Source organism: Marivita sp. S2033, from assembly GCF_046592965.1.
GTDB lineage: Bacteria > Pseudomonadota > Alphaproteobacteria > Rhodobacterales > Rhodobacteraceae > Marivita.
Window position 1 is genome coordinate 686,309 of record NZ_JBISBV010000001.1, and the last position, 15,324, is coordinate 701,632.

The 15,324-nt window shown below is 59.3% G+C and carries 15 protein-coding genes; 7 read left to right on the forward strand and 8 right to left on the reverse strand.

Annotated features, from left to right (window positions below):
- Positions 1 to 22 precede the first annotated feature (22 nt).
- On the reverse strand, positions 23 to 1,201 hold the full coding sequence (locus tag ACGKZZ_RS03270) for a MalY/PatB family protein (RefSeq protein WP_411222002.1): 1,179 nt from the start codon (positions 1,199 to 1,201) through the stop codon (positions 23 to 25).
- Between the two features lie 109 nt (positions 1,202 to 1,310).
- Between ACGKZZ_RS03270 and def (ACGKZZ_RS03275) the strand changes: the two genes are divergently transcribed.
- The 4 genes from def (ACGKZZ_RS03275) to ACGKZZ_RS03290 are packed head-to-tail and all read left to right on the forward strand — an operon-like array spanning position 1,311 to position 3,500.
- Positions 1,311 to 1,829: a peptide deformylase gene (gene def / locus ACGKZZ_RS03275; protein ID WP_411222003.1), complete on the forward strand. Its 519-nt coding sequence runs from the start codon at positions 1,311 to 1,313 to the stop codon at positions 1,827 to 1,829.
- Positions 1,826 to 2,323 carry a peptide deformylase gene (gene def, locus ACGKZZ_RS03280; RefSeq protein ID WP_411222004.1) on the forward strand — a complete coding sequence of 166 codons (498 nt, stop codon included), beginning with the start codon at positions 1,826 to 1,828 and terminating at the stop codon, positions 2,321 to 2,323. Before def (ACGKZZ_RS03275) ends, def (ACGKZZ_RS03280) begins: the two co-directional genes overlap by 4 nt.
- 2 nt (positions 2,324 to 2,325) lie before the next feature.
- A complete protein-coding gene (gene fmt, locus ACGKZZ_RS03285; RefSeq protein ID WP_411222005.1) occupies positions 2,326 to 3,237 on the forward strand; it encodes a methionyl-tRNA formyltransferase in 912 nt (303 codons plus the stop codon).
- Positions 3,238 to 3,239: 2 nt separating this feature from the next.
- On the forward strand, positions 3,240 to 3,500 hold the full coding sequence (locus ACGKZZ_RS03290) for a hypothetical protein (RefSeq protein WP_411222007.1): 261 nt from the start codon (positions 3,240 to 3,242) through the stop codon (positions 3,498 to 3,500).
- A gap of 40 nt (positions 3,501 to 3,540) precedes the next feature.
- On the opposite strand, the gene ACGKZZ_RS03295 is transcribed toward ACGKZZ_RS03290, so the two are convergent.
- On the reverse strand, positions 3,541 to 5,187 hold the full coding sequence (locus tag ACGKZZ_RS03295) for a mechanosensitive ion channel family protein (protein ID WP_411222008.1): 1,647 nt from the start codon (positions 5,185 to 5,187) through the stop codon (positions 3,541 to 3,543).
- A gap of 377 nt (positions 5,188 to 5,564) precedes the next feature.
- Here ACGKZZ_RS03295 and ACGKZZ_RS03300 point away from each other — a divergent pair, with 377 nt between their 5' ends.
- Positions 5,565 to 5,756, forward strand: coding sequence for a hypothetical protein (locus ACGKZZ_RS03300; RefSeq protein WP_411222009.1), 192 nt, complete (start codon positions 5,565 to 5,567; stop codon positions 5,754 to 5,756).
- A 166-nt stretch (positions 5,757 to 5,922) separates the two neighbouring features.
- Complete coding sequence (locus tag ACGKZZ_RS03305) at positions 5,923 to 6,912, forward strand: glutathione S-transferase family protein (protein WP_411222010.1); 990 nt, start codon at positions 5,923 to 5,925, stop codon at positions 6,910 to 6,912.
- Here the strand turns inward: ACGKZZ_RS03305 and ACGKZZ_RS03310 are convergent.
- Together ACGKZZ_RS03310 and smc are read right to left on the reverse strand one after the other, a co-directional pair.
- Positions 6,894 to 7,256, reverse strand: coding sequence for a response regulator (locus ACGKZZ_RS03310; protein WP_411222011.1), 363 nt, complete (start codon positions 7,254 to 7,256; stop codon positions 6,894 to 6,896). The genes ACGKZZ_RS03305 and ACGKZZ_RS03310 overlap by 19 nt on opposite strands.
- Before the next feature lie 371 nt (positions 7,257 to 7,627).
- Positions 7,628 to 11,083: a chromosome segregation protein SMC gene (gene smc, locus ACGKZZ_RS03315; protein ID WP_411222012.1), complete on the reverse strand. Its 3,456-nt coding sequence runs from the start codon at positions 11,081 to 11,083 to the stop codon at positions 7,628 to 7,630.
- Positions 11,084 to 11,312: 229 nt separating this feature from the next.
- On the opposite strand from smc, the gene ACGKZZ_RS03320 reads away from it, so the two are divergent.
- Entirely contained in the window at positions 11,313 to 12,530 is a 1,218-nt protein-coding gene (locus tag ACGKZZ_RS03320; RefSeq protein ID WP_411222013.1) for a TsoY family (seleno)protein, read from the forward strand.
- Between the two features lie 67 nt (positions 12,531 to 12,597).
- Here the strand turns inward: ACGKZZ_RS03320 and ACGKZZ_RS03325 are convergent, their stop codons facing one another.
- The 4 genes from ACGKZZ_RS03325 to trmD form a co-directional block, all read right to left on the reverse strand.
- Positions 12,598 to 13,407: a division plane positioning ATPase MipZ gene (locus tag ACGKZZ_RS03325; protein ID WP_411222014.1), complete on the reverse strand. Its 810-nt coding sequence runs from the start codon at positions 13,405 to 13,407 to the stop codon at positions 12,598 to 12,600.
- A gap of 167 nt (positions 13,408 to 13,574) precedes the next feature.
- Complete coding sequence (gene rpmE, locus ACGKZZ_RS03330; protein ID WP_411222015.1) at positions 13,575 to 13,796, reverse strand: 50S ribosomal protein L31; 222 nt, start codon at positions 13,794 to 13,796, stop codon at positions 13,575 to 13,577.
- Positions 13,797 to 13,807: 11 nt separating this feature from the next.
- Positions 13,808 to 14,191, reverse strand: a complete 384-nt coding sequence (rplS, locus tag ACGKZZ_RS03335; protein WP_411222016.1) for a 50S ribosomal protein L19 — start codon at positions 14,189 to 14,191, stop codon at positions 13,808 to 13,810.
- Between the two features lie 277 nt (positions 14,192 to 14,468).
- Positions 14,469 to 15,281, reverse strand: a complete 813-nt coding sequence (gene trmD, locus ACGKZZ_RS03340; RefSeq protein WP_411222017.1) for a tRNA (guanosine(37)-N1)-methyltransferase TrmD — start codon at positions 15,279 to 15,281, stop codon at positions 14,469 to 14,471.
- Positions 15,282 to 15,324 lie beyond the last annotated feature (43 nt).

The following is a 15,324-nucleotide window of genomic DNA, read 5'->3' on the forward strand; positions in this document are numbered from 1 at the left end:
TATTTCCGGCCCAAAGAAGCCGTTATTGCAAGTCCTTGAAGGCCTCCTGCAGACGCCGCCCGGCCTCTTGCACGCGCGCGATCTGAGTGGCCAGGTTGAAGCGCAGGAACGTCTCGCCGCCTGGGCCGAACTCCGGGCCGGGGCTGGGGGCGATCTGAGCTGATTTGCGCACCCGATGGCTGATCTCGTCATACTCCATCCCCGTGCCGCTGAAATCGACCCAAGCGAGGTATGTCGAGGCCAGAGGCAGCGAGCGCACGCCGGGGATCGAATTGACGGCCGCATCGAAGATCATGCGGTTGCCTTGCAGATGCGCCATTTGTGCGTCCACCCATTCTGCGCCTTCCGGAGAATAGGCAGCGGTCACCATCTTGAGGCCCAGCGCGTTGGGCGAATAGTCGAGAGCACGCAGGCGCTGCATCATCTCGGCGCGCAGGGTGTCGTCGGGAATGATCATGTTGCCGGTCTTCTGGCCGGCGATGTTAAAAGTTTTCGACGCCGCCGTCAGCACCACAAGCCGGTCGCGCGCCTCCGGAGCGGCGATGTCGAAGGACACAAAATCCTGTCCCGGATAGACCAGGTCGTGATGGATTTCGTCAACGATCAGGAGCAACTCGTTGCGGGCGGCAAATTCGGCCACGGCTTTCAGTTCTTCTGCCGTCCAGACCCGGCCCGACGGGTTTTGGGGCGAGCAGAAGATCAACATTTTCTCGCTCCCGTTCAGCCGCGCTTGTGCGTCGTCGAGATCAAGATGGTAGGTGTCGCCGACCCGCGTCAGCGGGCATTGCACGGGAACACGTCCGGCGCGTCGGAGCTTTTGTTCAAACTCGTGATATACCGGGTTGAAGGTGACCACCCTGTCACCGGGCTTGGTCCAGACGTCGATACACAGCGCGATCGCGTTTCCCAAGCCTTGTGCTGTCAAGATCCAGTCCTGCTCTATATCCCAGCCGTGGCGGGTTTTCATCCACCATTGGATCGCGGCGTTGTACTCGGAAAGGTCCGCGAAATAGCCGAAAACGCCATGATCGACCGCGTCCTGCACCGCTTTCAGAACGCACGGCGCGGTGGGGTAATCACTGTCGGCTGTCCACATCGCCAGACCGGTATCGGACGGAACGTCGAACATCTGTTCCAGCAGATCCCATTTGGATGAATGTGTGCCGCGCCGCTCGACGGGTTGGTTGAAAAGATCACGCATGACAGACAGTCTCCGGTTCGGTCGGTTTTGCGGGACGCTACCCGAGTTCTCGGCAGGCGCAAGCCCCCGTGCTATTGCCCTTGGGAAAGGGATTCCCTAGATCAATCCCATGAAACTGCCCATTCTCCTCCACCCGGACCCACGTCTGAAGAAAAGCTGCTTGGCGGTCCCCGATCTGTCGGACGATCTGCGCGCCTTGGCTGATGACATGCTCGAGACCATGTACGACGCGCCGGGCATCGGCCTTGCCGCGCCACAGGTCGGCGTCTTGTCGCGCCTGATCGTGCTGGACTGCGAAAAGGATGAAGACGCGGCACCGCGCCCGTTGGTGATGTTCAATCCGGAAATCCTTTTGGCGTCGGATGATCCGAATGTCTACGAAGAGGGGTGCCTGTCGATCCCGGATCAATTTGCAGAAGTGACCCGGCCCGATGCCGTCAAGGTGGCTTGGATCGACCAGAACGGCAACCCGCAGGAAGAAGAGTTTGACGGGCTATGGGCGACCTGTGTGCAGCACGAGATCGACCACCTGAACGGCAAGCTTTTCATCGACCACCTCAAGCCGCTCAAGCGCCAGATGATCACCCGCAAGATGGTAAAGCTGAAACGCGAACTGGCGCGGGCATGACGGTGCGGCCAACCCTGTTGTGGCCGAACACCGCTCTGCGCAGAAAAGCCGCGCCGGTCGATAAGATTACCGACGAGACGCGCCGCATCTGGGACGACATGATCGATACGATGGAAGCGATGCCCGGTGTTGGACTCGCGGCCAACCAGATCGGTGTGATGCAACGTCTGGCCGTCGTTGACGCGTCGCAGGAGCGCGGCCGCGCGGTGCGTATGGCCAACCCGCAAGTCCTCCACGCCTCGGTGCAATTGCGCACCCACGAGGAAGCGAGCCCGAACCTGCCGGGTGTGTCGGCCAAGATCGAGCGGCCGCGTGCGGTGACGGTGCGGTTTCTTGGTGACGACGGCACCATGCAGGAGCGCGATTTTGTCGGGCTTTGGGCCACCTCGGTTCAACACCAGATCGACCATCTCGATGGCAAAATGTATTTCGACCATCTGAGCAAGACAAGGCGCGACATGCTGCTGCGGCGGTCAAAGAAGCTGAAGGGGTAGCCATGCGGATCGTCTTTATGGGCACGCCGGAATTCTCGGTTCCGATCCTGGATGGGTTGATCGACGCGGGCCACGAGGTTGCGGCGGTTTATTGCCAGCCACCGCGCCCGGCCGGACGTGGCAAGAAAGAGCGTCTGACGCCTGTCCATGTGCGCGCCGAGGAACTGGGGTTGGAGGTGCGTCACCCCAGATCGTTGCGCTCGGAAACTGCGCAGACTGAATTTGCGGCCCTGGCTGCGGAGGTTGCCGTCGTGGCGGCCTACGGCTTGATCCTGCCGCAAGCGGTTCTGGACGCGCCAACGAAGGGCTGCCTGAATATCCATGCATCGCTCCTGCCTCGCTGGCGGGGGGCGGCGCCAATCCATCGGGCGATCATGGCAGGGGATGCCGAAACCGGCCTCTGTATCATGCAGATGGATGCTGGTCTGGATACCGGCGCAGTGTTATTGCGCGAAGCGACACCGATCGGAGCAGCAGAGACGACCGGAGATTTGCATGACCGACTGAGCCGGATGGGTGCGCGCCTGATTGTCGATGCCTTGGCGCGTTTGCCGGAACTGACTCCGCAGAGCCAGCCGGAGGATGGGGTCACCTATGCGCGGAAGATCGACAAATCCGAGGCTGAGATTGATTGGACGCGATCCGCGGCCGAAGTGGACCGCCATATTCGAGGGTTGTCGCCATCTCCGGGTGCGTGGACCACGTTTGACGGGGAGCGCCTGAAGCTGTTGGGAAGCCGTGTCGCCGAAGGAACGGGCGCCACCGGAACGGTGCTGGACGATGCATTCACCGTTGCCTGCGGCACCGGTGCCGTTAGGGTCACGCGGGCTCAGCGGGCCGGCAAAGGCGTGCAGGAGAGCGATGTCTTCCTGCGTGGAAAACCGGTTCCGAAAGGGACCCGACTGGGAGACTGACCATGTTCATGGTTTTGATGGGAACTGTCGTGATCGCCGGGATCGTTGGGTACGTGGCCGAGAAATCGGGATTTACCAACAATGGGGTATTGCAGAGCATCATCATCTGCATCGGCGGTGCATTTCTGGCGTATTTTGTGCGGATCATGTTCGGAATCGGCTTCAACTCTCCGGGTCTGAACGCCATCGCGTCATCGTTGGGTGCGCTCATCATCGTGCCGACCCACTGGCGCGCATCGGTGCGTGATCGACGCCGGCGGTAGTCGAATCGTGCGGCGGATGTCGTGCCTTCATTCGATACGTCTAGGGCGTGTCTGCCAGACTGACTTCCGGGAAGATTTTCGTCCCGTCCTTTTCCAACTTCTGCATGTGCCGGATCAAGGCTTCGCGAACGTTGCACGACACGGTCCATGACGTATTCGGGTTCGCGCACGCGATGCAGAAGGTCACGATTTGTCCGTAAATGTCCTGCGACGTGACCACGACCTGATGTTCGCCGTCCTTGACCAATTCGACTTCGTCGATTTCGTCCAGCACCGTCTCCAGAAGATCGCGCAGAGTCGACACATCGGCGGTGTGCGCGACCCGGATGTCGATTTCCCGGATCATCTGTGGTTCCTTGATCGACCAGTTTTCGAAGGTTTCCGACACGAACTCGGTCACCGGGACCACAAGCCTGACACCTGTCCAGACCCGCAGCAGCACGTAGGTGAAATTAATCCGTTCGACGTTACAGATGTTGCCCTTGTAGACGACCTTGTCTCCAATACGGGCCGATTGGTTGAGCGCGATTTGCATCGACGACATGATGTTGGACAACACTTCTCGTGCGGCGAAACCGAGGATCAGCGTGAGCGCACCGGCAGAGGCCAGAAGGGAAAAGCCGAAGGTGCGAAAAACGTTGGCCTCGGCCAGAACGACGCCAAAGCCGACCAGAAAGATCACCACGATCATCATGCGACGCGCCAGCGAAACCTTGGTCGCCATTGCGCGGCGGCCGTCCTTGCCCATCTGTTTCAGGTCTTCGTCGTCCCATTCGACAAGTCGGTCGATCATCCGGTCAGCGACATTGACCATGAAGATTAGCGCCGACATCACGTATCCCAACGCGATGGCCGGTGAGACGAGCCGAGACACCGGCCCTGAGAAAACGAAAACCTGACTGATCAAGGAGACGACCAGAGTGATGACGAAAAGAACGGCCGGAAGGCGCGCAGCTTCTATCACACGTGATATGTAAAAGCGGTTCGCGTTCGCGGCGGTGCGCGTCAGGGCAAAATGAACGGCCCAGCCAATGACGCCCGCAAGCGCCAGCATGATCGGGACACCGATCACTTCCCACCACATCAAGTTCCAAAAGGCATCCTTGCGCAGCCAGTCGGGCAGTTCGCGCTCCAGTTCCGTCGGACCGAACCGATCATAGAGCTTGTCGATGTTGACGACGGAGCGTTCGGAAAAGACCCAGACCGGGTTCTGGTCTGCAACCTGAACACGGTCGAGGCGGATTGGATAGGGACGATTGTCAATCGTCATGATCCGCAACAGAATGGATTGACGGGGCTGCCCCGCAACCGCGCTTTTCGACGTTTGATTGGCATCCAGCCCATCCGGTCGGTCAAGCAGATCGGACCAATCGATAACCACCTTGCGGTCGATCAGAGTGTATAGTTTTTCCGCCAATTGCGGCCCCACAGACGATTGCCTTTCAGGCGGGACGCGATTGAGATTGAGAAGATGCGCGGCCGTCTCCAGATCGTTTGCTTGAACCAGATCGAGAAGCGCTTCCATCGTGGCTTGGGGAGAGCTGCGATCAAGTGATTTCGGCGCCTCTGGCAGTCCGACGTTGAGTTCCTCAATCGAGAAAGTGGCATCCTGGGCCGTGGCGCTGACGGTGATAAGCAGCAGAAAAGCAAAAGCGGCGGCGCAGAATCGTTTGACGTCACAAAGCATCTTTTTTCCCGGAGATTCGTTTCATGCGCGTTAAAGAAAGTTAAAGAAACAAGCCCGGATCGTGCGCTTTTGTTCCAAAAAATGCGTTTCGAACAGGTTTGCCGAAGCGATCGTGCGCGTTCGGCAGCTTATGGCCTAATCTGCCGGAGGTTGATCTGAATCATTGTCCGAGAATGTTGCATGCCGTAAGGTCAATTTGCACGATGCGGATCAGGGAGGAGCGCTCGTGCGGATGTCTGGGCAACGCCAAAGGATGGGTTTGATGCGTGTTTTTCCAAGAGTCATCAATCCGAATTCCGGCGCTGTCGAGTTTGTGTGATCCCCTGGCGGATTTGCGAATTCATATCATTGACACGTCGTCCCGAAGTGAGGCTGCCATGAATACCAAGACACTCAAAAACCATCAGAAGAAACTTGATCAGCATGATGATGTTACCAACCATGCCAATCAAGGCCGTGTTGCTCATCCGCTAAGACGGATGGCCGAAGTTACAACCCGGATGCCAAAGGCCAAGCGGAAGCAAGTTGTCTGGGATGTCGAGGCGATGTTCGACAACGTTCCCGTATAACGAGCAAGCGCGCGCACCTTTTTCAGAATTACATCGTGATAGCGCCCCTTGCGAGCCGCTGGGCCGTTCTGTGCGCGAATCTGCGAGGGTGTGCGCGACCGCGGGCGTTTTTCGGAACGCGCAATCGTTCTATGTGTTCTTCCAAACCTAGATCTGGAGGAAAGACATGGGACTTTTGGTAGATGGCGAGTGGCAAGACAAATGGTACGACACTGCCAGCACTGGCGGTGCGTTCAAGCGCAGCACGGCCAAATTCCGTAACTGGATTACTGCGGACGGGTCTGCCGGGCCAAGCGGCGAAGCTGGCTTTCCGGCAGAGAGCGGTCGGTATCATCTATATGTCAGCCTTGCCTGCCCCTGGGCGCATCGGGCGCTGATCTTTCGCGCGCTCAAAGGGCTGGACGACCATATCGGCGTCTCCGTCGTGCACCCTGAGATGCTCGGCGATGGATGGACATTTGACGAAGATTTTCCGGCTGCCACTGGCGATAAGCTTTATGATCTGAAGTATGCGCGCGACATCTATCTCAAGGCTGATCCGAATATCTCGGGGCGGGTGACGGTGCCGATCCTGTGGGACAAAAGCCGCGAGACCATCGTGTCGAATGAAAGCTCCGAGATCATTCGCATGTTCAACAGTGCGTTCGATGCGCTCACCGGCAACACCGACGACTACTGGCCCGAAGAGATGCGCGATGCCATTGAAGAGGTGAACGCGCGGGTGTATGACACGGTCAATAACGGCGTCTACAAAGCCGGTTTCGCGACCGAGCAGGACGCGTATGATGCCGCGGTCGTGCCGCTATTTGACAGCCTTGACTGGCTGGAAGAGCGGCTGTCAACGCGCAGATACTTGATGGGCGACACCATCACAGAAGCCGACTGGCGTCTGTTTACCACGCTCGTCCGTTTTGATTCCGTTTACCATCTCCATTTCAAGTGCAACCGGCGCCGGATCATCCATTACCCGAACCTTTGGGGATACACGCGCGAATTATACCAATGGCCCGGTGTCGCAGAGACGGTGAATTTCGATCACATCGTGCGCCACTACCATTACAGCCACGACACCATCAATCCGAACCGGATCATTCCGATCAATCCCATTCTTGATTTTGAGGCGCCGCACGAGCGTGATCAGATCGGCTTGGCGTAATGCTCTACCATCGCGGCCAGATCATCGGGTTGGGTCGCGATGGGCACGAAAGCACAGGCGTTGGAGCAGAGTTGAAAAATTGATCCGTCCGAGAAAAAGCTGCTGTTGGTGACGAAGATCACCTTCGCGTTCGGGTGCCGATAGCTGGCGTAATCGGCAACGGCGATGGCACTGCCATTGTTTAGAACAACATCGAGAATGATGATCGGATAGAACTTTTCCGACAGCATTTCGATCGCCGCATCCTGATCTATGGCTATGTCCGCAACATGCCCGTGCCGGTGCAGATGACGCTGCCACATCTGGCCAAGCGTGGGTTTGTTCTGAACAATGAGGACATTCATAGACGGCATACAATCTGCAGAAGCGGTGGACGCGTTTTTCAGACTCGCTCTGATAATGATAATAAAAGGTTAATAAATAGGTAAGGTTTGTTTTTGTACCAACCATATGAGCGGAAGACAGCTTATCGGTCGAAATTTCTCGCGTGCGTCGCGCGTTTGGCGGAACGCGCAGGCTGTTGGAACGTTCGGCGAACAGCCTCATCATCGGGGAGCATATGGTGAAACCGGTTGTGATCTTTACCGCCATTGCCGCAACTTTAACCAGTCCGGTGCCTGCACAGAGCGACACAGCTGGTGACCAGGTGACCGGAACCAGGCCGTCGAGCACTTGCGTCAGGAATCCCCCAAGCGGGCCGCGTCGTGCATGAAGGTCATGCGACCATGCGTTCCGCTTTCTTCAGGTCCACCGAGACAAGCTGGCTTACACCTTGCTCCTGCATCGTAACTCCGAACAAGCGATCCATGCGCGACATCGTGACGGCGTGGTGTGTGATGATCAGAAACCGCGTCTCGGTGCGGCGGCACATTTCATCAAGCAAGTCGCAAAACCGTGTGACATTGGCATCGTCAAGCGGCGCATCGACCTCATCCAGCACGCAAATCGGGGCGGGATTGGCGAGAAACACCGCGAAGATCAGCGCCAGAGCAGTCAGCGTCTGTTCGCCGCCCGACAAGAGCGACAGCGTAGAAAGTTTCTTGCCCGGCGGCTGGCACATGATTTCCAGTCCGGCTTCGAGTGGATCGTCGCTTTCGACCATCACCAGATTTGCGTCGCCACCGTTGAACAGGTGGGTAAAAAGCAGCGAGAAGTTGCTGTTTACCTGCTCGAACGCGGTCAAAAGCCGTTCACGCCCTTCGCGGTTCAGGCTGGCAATGCCGGAGCGCAGCGTCTTGACCGCCTCTTCGAGATCAAGCTTTTCGCTCCGCAGGGTGTCGTGCTCCTCCTGCACCTCGCGCGCGTCTTCTTCGGCGCGCAGGTTTACAGCGCCCAGTGCGTCCCGCTGCCGCTTAAGCCGGTTGATGTCGGCCTCTATCGCTTCTGCGTGGGGAAGGTTGTCGGGGTCAACATCGAGTTTCTGCAACAACGCGCTAGGACGTGTGTCCTGTTCTTCGGCGATCCGTTCAGCCGCGTTGTTCACCGCATCGCGAGCGGCTTCGGCACGGGCCTCGGATCGGGCGCGGGCCTCTCGCGCCTCGGATGCAGCCCGCTCGGCCTCGCGTTCAGCTTGATCCGCTGACCGCAAGGTTCCCTCGGACGTCGAGAGCGCGTCATGTGCCGCGGCGTTTCTGGCCTCAGCTTCGGAAATGGCATGGCCGAGCGCCTCACGCTTGGCGGCCAGTTCTGCGGGTGAATTTGCAGCCGCGTCCAGCTCCTGCTGCGCAGCGTCGCGCCTCTCGGCCAATTCCGCGCTGCGCTTTTCGGCAGTCTCGAGACGATGGCGCCAGCCACTCAGATCCTTGGTGACCTGTTGCGCGCGTCCTTTCCGGGCATCGCCTTCGCGGCGCAACTCGTCATGTTCCGAGCGGCGTGACATCATCGTCATGCGGGCGGCCTCGACCGTCATCTTCAGGTCTTCCACCTCGGCACGGGCGTCATCCAGGTTTTCAAGGTCTCCAATACCGCGCTCGGCGTCGATCATTTGCGCGCGCGCTGCGGTGGCCTCGTCTTCATGGCGCGAAAGGGTCAGAGCAAGGCTTTCCAGTTTGCCTTCGGCCATGTCCCGGTCGGCCTCGGCCCGGCTCAGTTTTCGGGCCGCGTCCGTCACAGCTCCATCAGCGTCGCGTCGGGCCTGACGCGCTGCTTTCTCGGCTGAACTCAATTCGCTCAGCCGCTGTGTCAGGCTGTTATGGGCGTCTCGCGCGCCATCCGCGCGGGCGGAGGCGCGCGCGGTTTCCTGCTTCAGTGCCTCGAGCCGGTTGAGTTGCTCAAGCCGCAAAGCAGCAGCCGACGGCGCGTCTTCTGCCCAGGCCCGATAGCCATCCCATCGCCAGAGATCACCTTCAACGCTGACGAGACGTTGACCCGGCAACAACAACGCTTGCAGACGCGCCGCGTCATCGGCGTCAATGAGGCCGATCTGGGCCATACGGCGCTCCAGAACCTCCGGGACCGACACATGGTTTGTGAGGGCTGTCACGCCTTCGGGAAGCGATTGCGTGGCGTCATAATCGGGCAAACTGGTCCAGCCGGTGGGGCCGTCGCCTTCCACCTCTGGCGCGCGCAGATCGTCGGCAAGCGCCGCACCGAGCGCCTTTTCGAACCCCTGTTCGACTTGCAGGCGATCGAGTATCTGGCCGCCCTCTGCGGTGTCTCGGTCAAGCAGACGTGCCAATGCGGTCGTTTCGGCGGATAGCGCGTTTAACTCGCCTTCGGCTTCGGAGCGGGTGGCGCGGGCGTCCGCTTCGCGCGATTGGGTCTCTGCGCGAGCGGCTTCGGATTCGGTCAGCGCCTGATCGGCGCGCTCAGCCAGGTCTCGCGCGGCGGCCTGTTCCTGAGCCGCAAGTTTGGCTGTTTCCTTTGCATCGCTCAGTGTCTGCTTTGCCGTCGCCATCGCACCCCGCGCGCGGGCGGTGTCCGCTTCGTTCCGCTCCAGCGTCTTGCGACTGTCGGCCAACAGACGATGCGCCGATTGATGGCGCGCGGACAGGCGAGCGACGTCTTCTGTCTTTTGGCTCAGGTCAGCTTCGCGGGCTTGCAACACCGCGCCGGCTTCACGGGCAGCGTTGGCGGCACGAGCGAGCTTGTCGTCATGCCCCTCGGCGGCTTTGTCCAACTCGCGCGCTTCCCATTCAAGCTGTTGAATGGTCTCGCCTGCATCGCGGTTAAGCCCGGCTTCACGGTCAATATCCTTGGTCAGTTGTTCGATGCGTCCCGTCAGCGTCCGGATCGTGTCTTCAGCGCGGCGCTCTTGTTCGGAGAGAGTATCGCGCTGATGGGTCAAACGCTGCACTATGGCGGCGGCGATGGCGGCTTCTTCACGCAGGGGCGGCAAGGCGGCGTCGGCGGCTTCGCGCGCCTTGGTTGCTTCGCGGGCGGCCGTCTCGGCTTTCGATGCCTCGGTTGTGCGGTCGCGCAATTGGGCGTCTGCCTCGGCGCGGGTGGCGTCAGCATCTTTCCAGCGGCGATAGAGCAGAAGTCCCTCGGAATGGCGTAAATCTTCACCAATGGCGCGATAGCGGGCTGCTTGCCGAGCCTGACGTGCGAGTTGTGCCAGTTGCGCGGCGAGCTGTTCGATCACGTCGTCAACGCGCAACAGGTTCGCCTCTGTGCTCTTGAGTTTCAGCTCGGCTTCGTGACGGCGTTGATACAGGCCCGAGATGCCTGCCGCTTCTTCGAGGATGCGGCGGCGGTTTTTCGGCTTGGCGTTGATCAGTTCGCTGATCTGTCCCTGGCGCACAAGGGCGGGCGAATGCGCGCCGGTCGATGCGTCGGCAAACAGCATTTGCACATCGCGCGCACGGGTATCCTTGCCGTTGGCCTTGTAGGCGCTGCCGACGTCGCGGGTGATGCGACGCACGATGTCAAGCTGGTCCTGGTCATTAAAGCCAGCGGGGGCAAGCCGGTCGGAGTTGTCAATCTGGATCGACACTTCGGCGAAGTTGCGCGCCGGGCGGGTGGCGGCGCCGGCGAAGATCACATCTTCCATGCCACCGCCGCGCATCGCGGTGGGACGGTTTTCGCCCATCACCCAGCGCAACGCTTCGAGCAGGTTCGATTTTCCACAGCCGTTCGGCCCGACAACACCGGTCAGACCATCCGCGATGATCAGATCGGTCGGGTCGACAAAGCTTTTGAAGCCTGTGAGTCGAAGCTTGGAAAATCGCACCTGTAATGCCTGCCTGATTCCTCGATTGACTGACACTGTGTCGCGGAGAGTGCAAGCGTGTCAATGGATAGGCGGCCTATGTGGTTGTTACACTGAATTTATCCACAAGATATAGGCAACGCGCGGTGATTTCTAAGGGCTTTATGCGCTTACTCACTCGCGAAATATCTTTACATTCCAGAATTTGAATATAATGATATTCTGAAATTGGAATGTAAGGAGTCACGCGATGGATCATTCCCTCACAAAGCCCGCTGACAGCTATTCACCGCTTTACTTTCTTGCGTCCGTTGGCGCAGGGGGCGTGACTGTCAGCTTTTTCATGTTCCTGATGTTCTGGATTCCGCATCCCGGACAAGGTGTTCCGGTGTTCGAGGATCTTGTTCGCGCATTCGGGAGCGGTTCGCTATGGATGCAAGCAGCCGTCGTAGTGGCGCTGATCGGCATCGCGGTGTTCGCGACGCTGAACATCAAATCCTTGCTTTGGAACCTCAAATCCCTGAAAACGTTCAAGCGCACCGACGCTTACGAAAACCTGTGCAAGACAAATGCCGAAGCGACATTGTTGGCCATGCCACTCGCCTTGGCGATGACGGTCAACGTCTTGTTTATTGTCGGATTGGTTTTCGTGCCCGGACTTTGGAGCGTCGTCGAATTTCTGTTTCCGCTCGCGCTGATCGCCTTTTCGCTGATCGGAGCGTTGGCCTTGCGGATGCTGGGCGCGTTTCTTGGGCGTGTCTTGTCGCAAGGTGGGGTGTTCGATGTCACCGCGCACAATTCGTTTGCGCAGCTTCTGCCGGCGTTCAGTCTGGCAATGATTGCCGTTGGTTTTTCCGCACCGGCTGCAATGAGCGGGACTACGGCGACCGTGGCCGTTGCACTGGTGTTGTCGACGCTGTTCGGCGTGGCGGCGATCCTGTATTCTGCGATCGCGGCCGTCACGGCGTTCACGTCGATGTTGCAACACGGGACGGCGCGGGAATCCGGACCGACCTTGATGATCATCGTGCCGCTGGTCACCGTTCTGGGCATCATGTTCCTGCGTCAGGACCACGGCTTGCATGAGACGTTTGCTGTTCAGGCACAGGCGGGTGAGATGATGATCTTCCTCGCACGGCTGCTCTCGATCCAGGTGGTGTTTTTGCTGCTGGGTGCGGTTGTGATGCGGCGTCAGGGCTATTTCAGCGATTTCGTACTTGGCTCCAAAACCTCGCCGGGATCGTACGCCCTTGTGTGTCCTGCGGTGGCGTTGTCAGTGATGCTGCAATTTTTCGTCAACACTGGGTTGGTCGGGGCCGGCGCGATCGAGAAATTCGGCGTGGCCTATTGGAGCGTGACCGCTGTCGCCTTGATAGCACAGGTTGTGGCGGTCGCGCTGGTCTTCCGCCTGAACCGTCAACACTTTGCGCCTCGCCCCGTGGTGAGTGACGCGATCCCGGCGGAATAAGCTCACAAGGAAAAAGCCCGGATGATCCGATCCGGGCTTTTTGCTATCTGGCCGACGGTATGGTCGATCAAAAGGTCACTGTCACACCTGGCAAATTCAGCGATTTGATAAGATCGCGCAGTTCCTGACGCGCGGCAATGTTCGAGATGTTGAGTTGTTTCACTCCGACATCCTTGAGGTCGAGCAGCGTCAAGCCGCGCGGGAACAATTCACGGAAGATGACCCGCTCGTTGAAGCCCGGTGCCACGCGAAATCCGATGCGCTTTGACAGCCGGTCGAGCGCTTTTTCCATCTTGGCCTTGTTCACCATCTGCTGCGCGCCCAGACGGTTGCGCAGGACCACCCAGTCAATCGGAGGTAGCCCAGCCTGCGCACGCAATTGGCGCGCGTTCCAGACCATCTCGGAATAAACCGACGGGCCTTCGATCTTTTCACCGGTGGAGTCGGTGTGCGCCAGCAGGTCGAAATCCACGAAGCTATCGTTAAGCGGTGTAATCAGAGTGTCGGCCAGCGAATGCGCCACCTGACTGAGGCGCGTATGGGAGCCCGGGCAGTCGATCAGGATGAAATCGCTGCCGGGTTCGAGTTCGGCAACCGCCGCCGAGAGGCGATGATCATAGATATTTTCTCCCGGTTGCAAGCTTTCGGGATCAATTTCAGGCAGGTCCAGATAGCGCGGAGTGGGGAGGTCAAGCCCCTCTGCCTCCAGCATTTTCATCCGGTTGGTGACATAGCGCCCCATCGTGCGTTGCCGCAGATCAAGGTCGAGCGTGCCGACGCGGTGGCCCATACGCGACAGCGCGGTTGCCACGTGCATCGACACGGTCGATTTGCCCGCTCCGCCTTTTTCGTTACCGACAACAATTATATGCGCCATCTGTCCGCTCACCCCGAGTTTGAGCAAGCTATGGCCCGAAGTGGCGGCACGTTGCAACGGGGCGCGATGCGATTTGCCAGCGATTGCGGCGATGAAGACTCAGGGGGGAAACGAAAAAGCCACGCCCGAAGGCGCGGCTTTAGAAATCTTCGAAAAGGGTGGGAGATTTAGAAGCCCAGGCCTTCGTACTTTTTCTTGAACTTGGACACACGGCCACCGGTGTCGAGCAGGCGCGAGTTGCCGCCTGTCCAGGCCGGATGCACGGTCGGGTCGATGTCGAGCGACAGCGTGTCGCCTTCTTTGCCCCAGGTCGACCGCATTTCAAGCATGGTGCCGTCGGTCATCTTGACGTTGATGACGTGGTATTCGGGATGGATGTCTTTTTTCATCTCGGCAATCCTTACGCGTCTGCGCCCTTGCGGGGCTTGTAGGTGGAATCTTCCGCGATACGGGCCGATTTGCCGCGACGCGAGCGGAGGTAGTACAGCTTGGCGCGACGGACGCGGCCACGGCGTACAACCTCGATGCTGTCGATATTGGTGGAATAGAGCGGGAACACACGTTCCACACCTTCACCGAACGAAATCTTGCGAACCGTGAACGAACCGGCGATGCCGTCACCCTGACGGCGGCTGATGCAGACACCTTCATAGTTCTGCACACGGGTGCGGGTGCCTTCGGTCACTTTATAGCCAACGCGGATGGTGTCACCGGCTTTGAAATCGGGAATGTCTTTCCCGAGGGCGGTGATCTGTTCCGCCTCCAGCTGAGCGATCAGGTTCATCGCTTCTCTCCTAAACTGCTTGCGGTTGCCCCGCAAAGGTGTGTGCGCCTCAGAGCTCTTGGTCTTCGTCCGGGTCCGCAACTGCGCCCGCCAGAGATCAGGTCGACATTGTCTTTTCACGTTCGGGATGGGTACGGTTTGCCCTTGTGCGAAGTCCACACGGAATCACCGCACCGGGCTTACACCCGGAACAAGCGCCGTAAATCAGATCGCGGCCTTTGGATCAAGCGGGAAAGGCTGTTTCAGACGCGTTCTGCGCCGATGACAGGGCAATTTGTCATTCAGAAAGTTCCTTGGCGCGATAAAGCGTCCAGAGATCGGGGCGGCGCTCTTCGGTCAGCGCTTCTGCCTGTGCACGGCGCCATTTGGCGATTTCACCGTGGTGACCGGACATCAACACATCCGGGATCGGCAGACCGCGCCATTCGGCGGGGCGGGTGTATTGCGGATGCTCCAGAAGCCCGTCGGCAAAGCTTTCCTCTTCCGTCGAGGCCTCATTGCCCAGCACGCCCGGCAAGAGGCGCACGGTGGCGTCAATCATGGCCTGTGCTGCGATTTCGCCGCCAGTGAGGACGAAATCGCCAAGACTGACTTCCAGGATGCGGTACTGGTCGATCACGCGCTGATCAAGACCCTCGAACCGCCCGCAGATCAGTGTCGCGCCGGGGCCGGTGGCAAGCGTTTGTGCCATGTCTTGCGAGAACGGCTTGCCACGCGGGCTCAGGTAAACGAGCGGTGCCGCCGGTGCGATCTGCGGTCGGGCATGGTCGATGGCAGCAGCCATGACATCGGCACGCAGCACCATGCCAGCACCGCCGCCGGCGGGTGTGTCATCGACGTTGCGGTGCTTTCCCTCTCCGAATTCGCGCAGGGCGATGGTTTGCAACTGCCACAGCCCGTCCTTGAGCGCGCGCCCCGTCAGGGAGTGGCCAAGAATGCCGGGAAACGCTTCCGGCAGCAGGGTGATGACCTGCGCCTTCCAGACATGCGCCAAGTCGGGAGTTTCCTCCATCAAAGCGCGCGGCTGCAAGGTCGGGCGCATGGTCTTGCGGCCGTGTGATTTCTGTGGCGCGGTTTTCGTGTCTTCCATGTGCCTGCCCTTGTCTGACCTGACGGCTTTAGCCAGTTATTTG

What these genes read in the sequence shown, in the direction of transcription:
- ACGKZZ_RS03325 (WP_411222014.1), bottom strand. Translation starts at nt 13,407, where the DNA reads ATGGCGCATATAATTGTTGTCGGTAACGAAAAAGGCGGAGCGGGCAAA.
- ACGKZZ_RS03320 (WP_411222013.1), top strand. Translation starts at nt 11,313, where the DNA reads ATGGATCATTCCCTCACAAAGCCCGCTGACAGCTATTCACCGCTTTAC.
- ACGKZZ_RS03290 (WP_411222007.1), top strand. Translation starts at nt 3,240, where the DNA reads ATGTTCATGGTTTTGATGGGAACTGTCGTGATCGCCGGGATCGTTGGG.
- ACGKZZ_RS03300 (WP_411222009.1), top strand. Translation starts at nt 5,565, where the DNA reads ATGAATACCAAGACACTCAAAAACCATCAGAAGAAACTTGATCAGCAT.
- ACGKZZ_RS03305 (WP_411222010.1), top strand. Translation starts at nt 5,923, where the DNA reads ATGGGACTTTTGGTAGATGGCGAGTGGCAAGACAAATGGTACGACACT.
- def (WP_411222004.1), top strand. Translation starts at nt 1,826, where the DNA reads ATGACGGTGCGGCCAACCCTGTTGTGGCCGAACACCGCTCTGCGCAGA.
- ACGKZZ_RS03310 (WP_411222011.1), bottom strand. Translation starts at nt 7,256, where the DNA reads ATGAATGTCCTCATTGTTCAGAACAAACCCACGCTTGGCCAGATGTGG.
- trmD (WP_411222017.1), bottom strand. Translation starts at nt 15,281, where the DNA reads ATGGAAGACACGAAAACCGCGCCACAGAAATCACACGGCCGCAAGACC.
- rpmE (WP_411222015.1), bottom strand. Translation starts at nt 13,796, where the DNA reads ATGAAAAAAGACATCCATCCCGAATACCACGTCATCAACGTCAAGATG.
- ACGKZZ_RS03270 (WP_411222002.1), bottom strand. Translation starts at nt 1,201, where the DNA reads ATGCGTGATCTTTTCAACCAACCCGTCGAGCGGCGCGGCACACATTCA.
- rplS (WP_411222016.1), bottom strand. Translation starts at nt 14,191, where the DNA reads ATGAACCTGATCGCTCAGCTGGAGGCGGAACAGATCACCGCCCTCGGG.
- ACGKZZ_RS03295 (WP_411222008.1), bottom strand. Translation starts at nt 5,187, where the DNA reads ATGCTTTGTGACGTCAAACGATTCTGCGCCGCCGCTTTTGCTTTTCTG.
- def (WP_411222003.1), top strand. Translation starts at nt 1,311, where the DNA reads ATGAAACTGCCCATTCTCCTCCACCCGGACCCACGTCTGAAGAAAAGC.
- fmt (WP_411222005.1), top strand. Translation starts at nt 2,326, where the DNA reads ATGCGGATCGTCTTTATGGGCACGCCGGAATTCTCGGTTCCGATCCTG.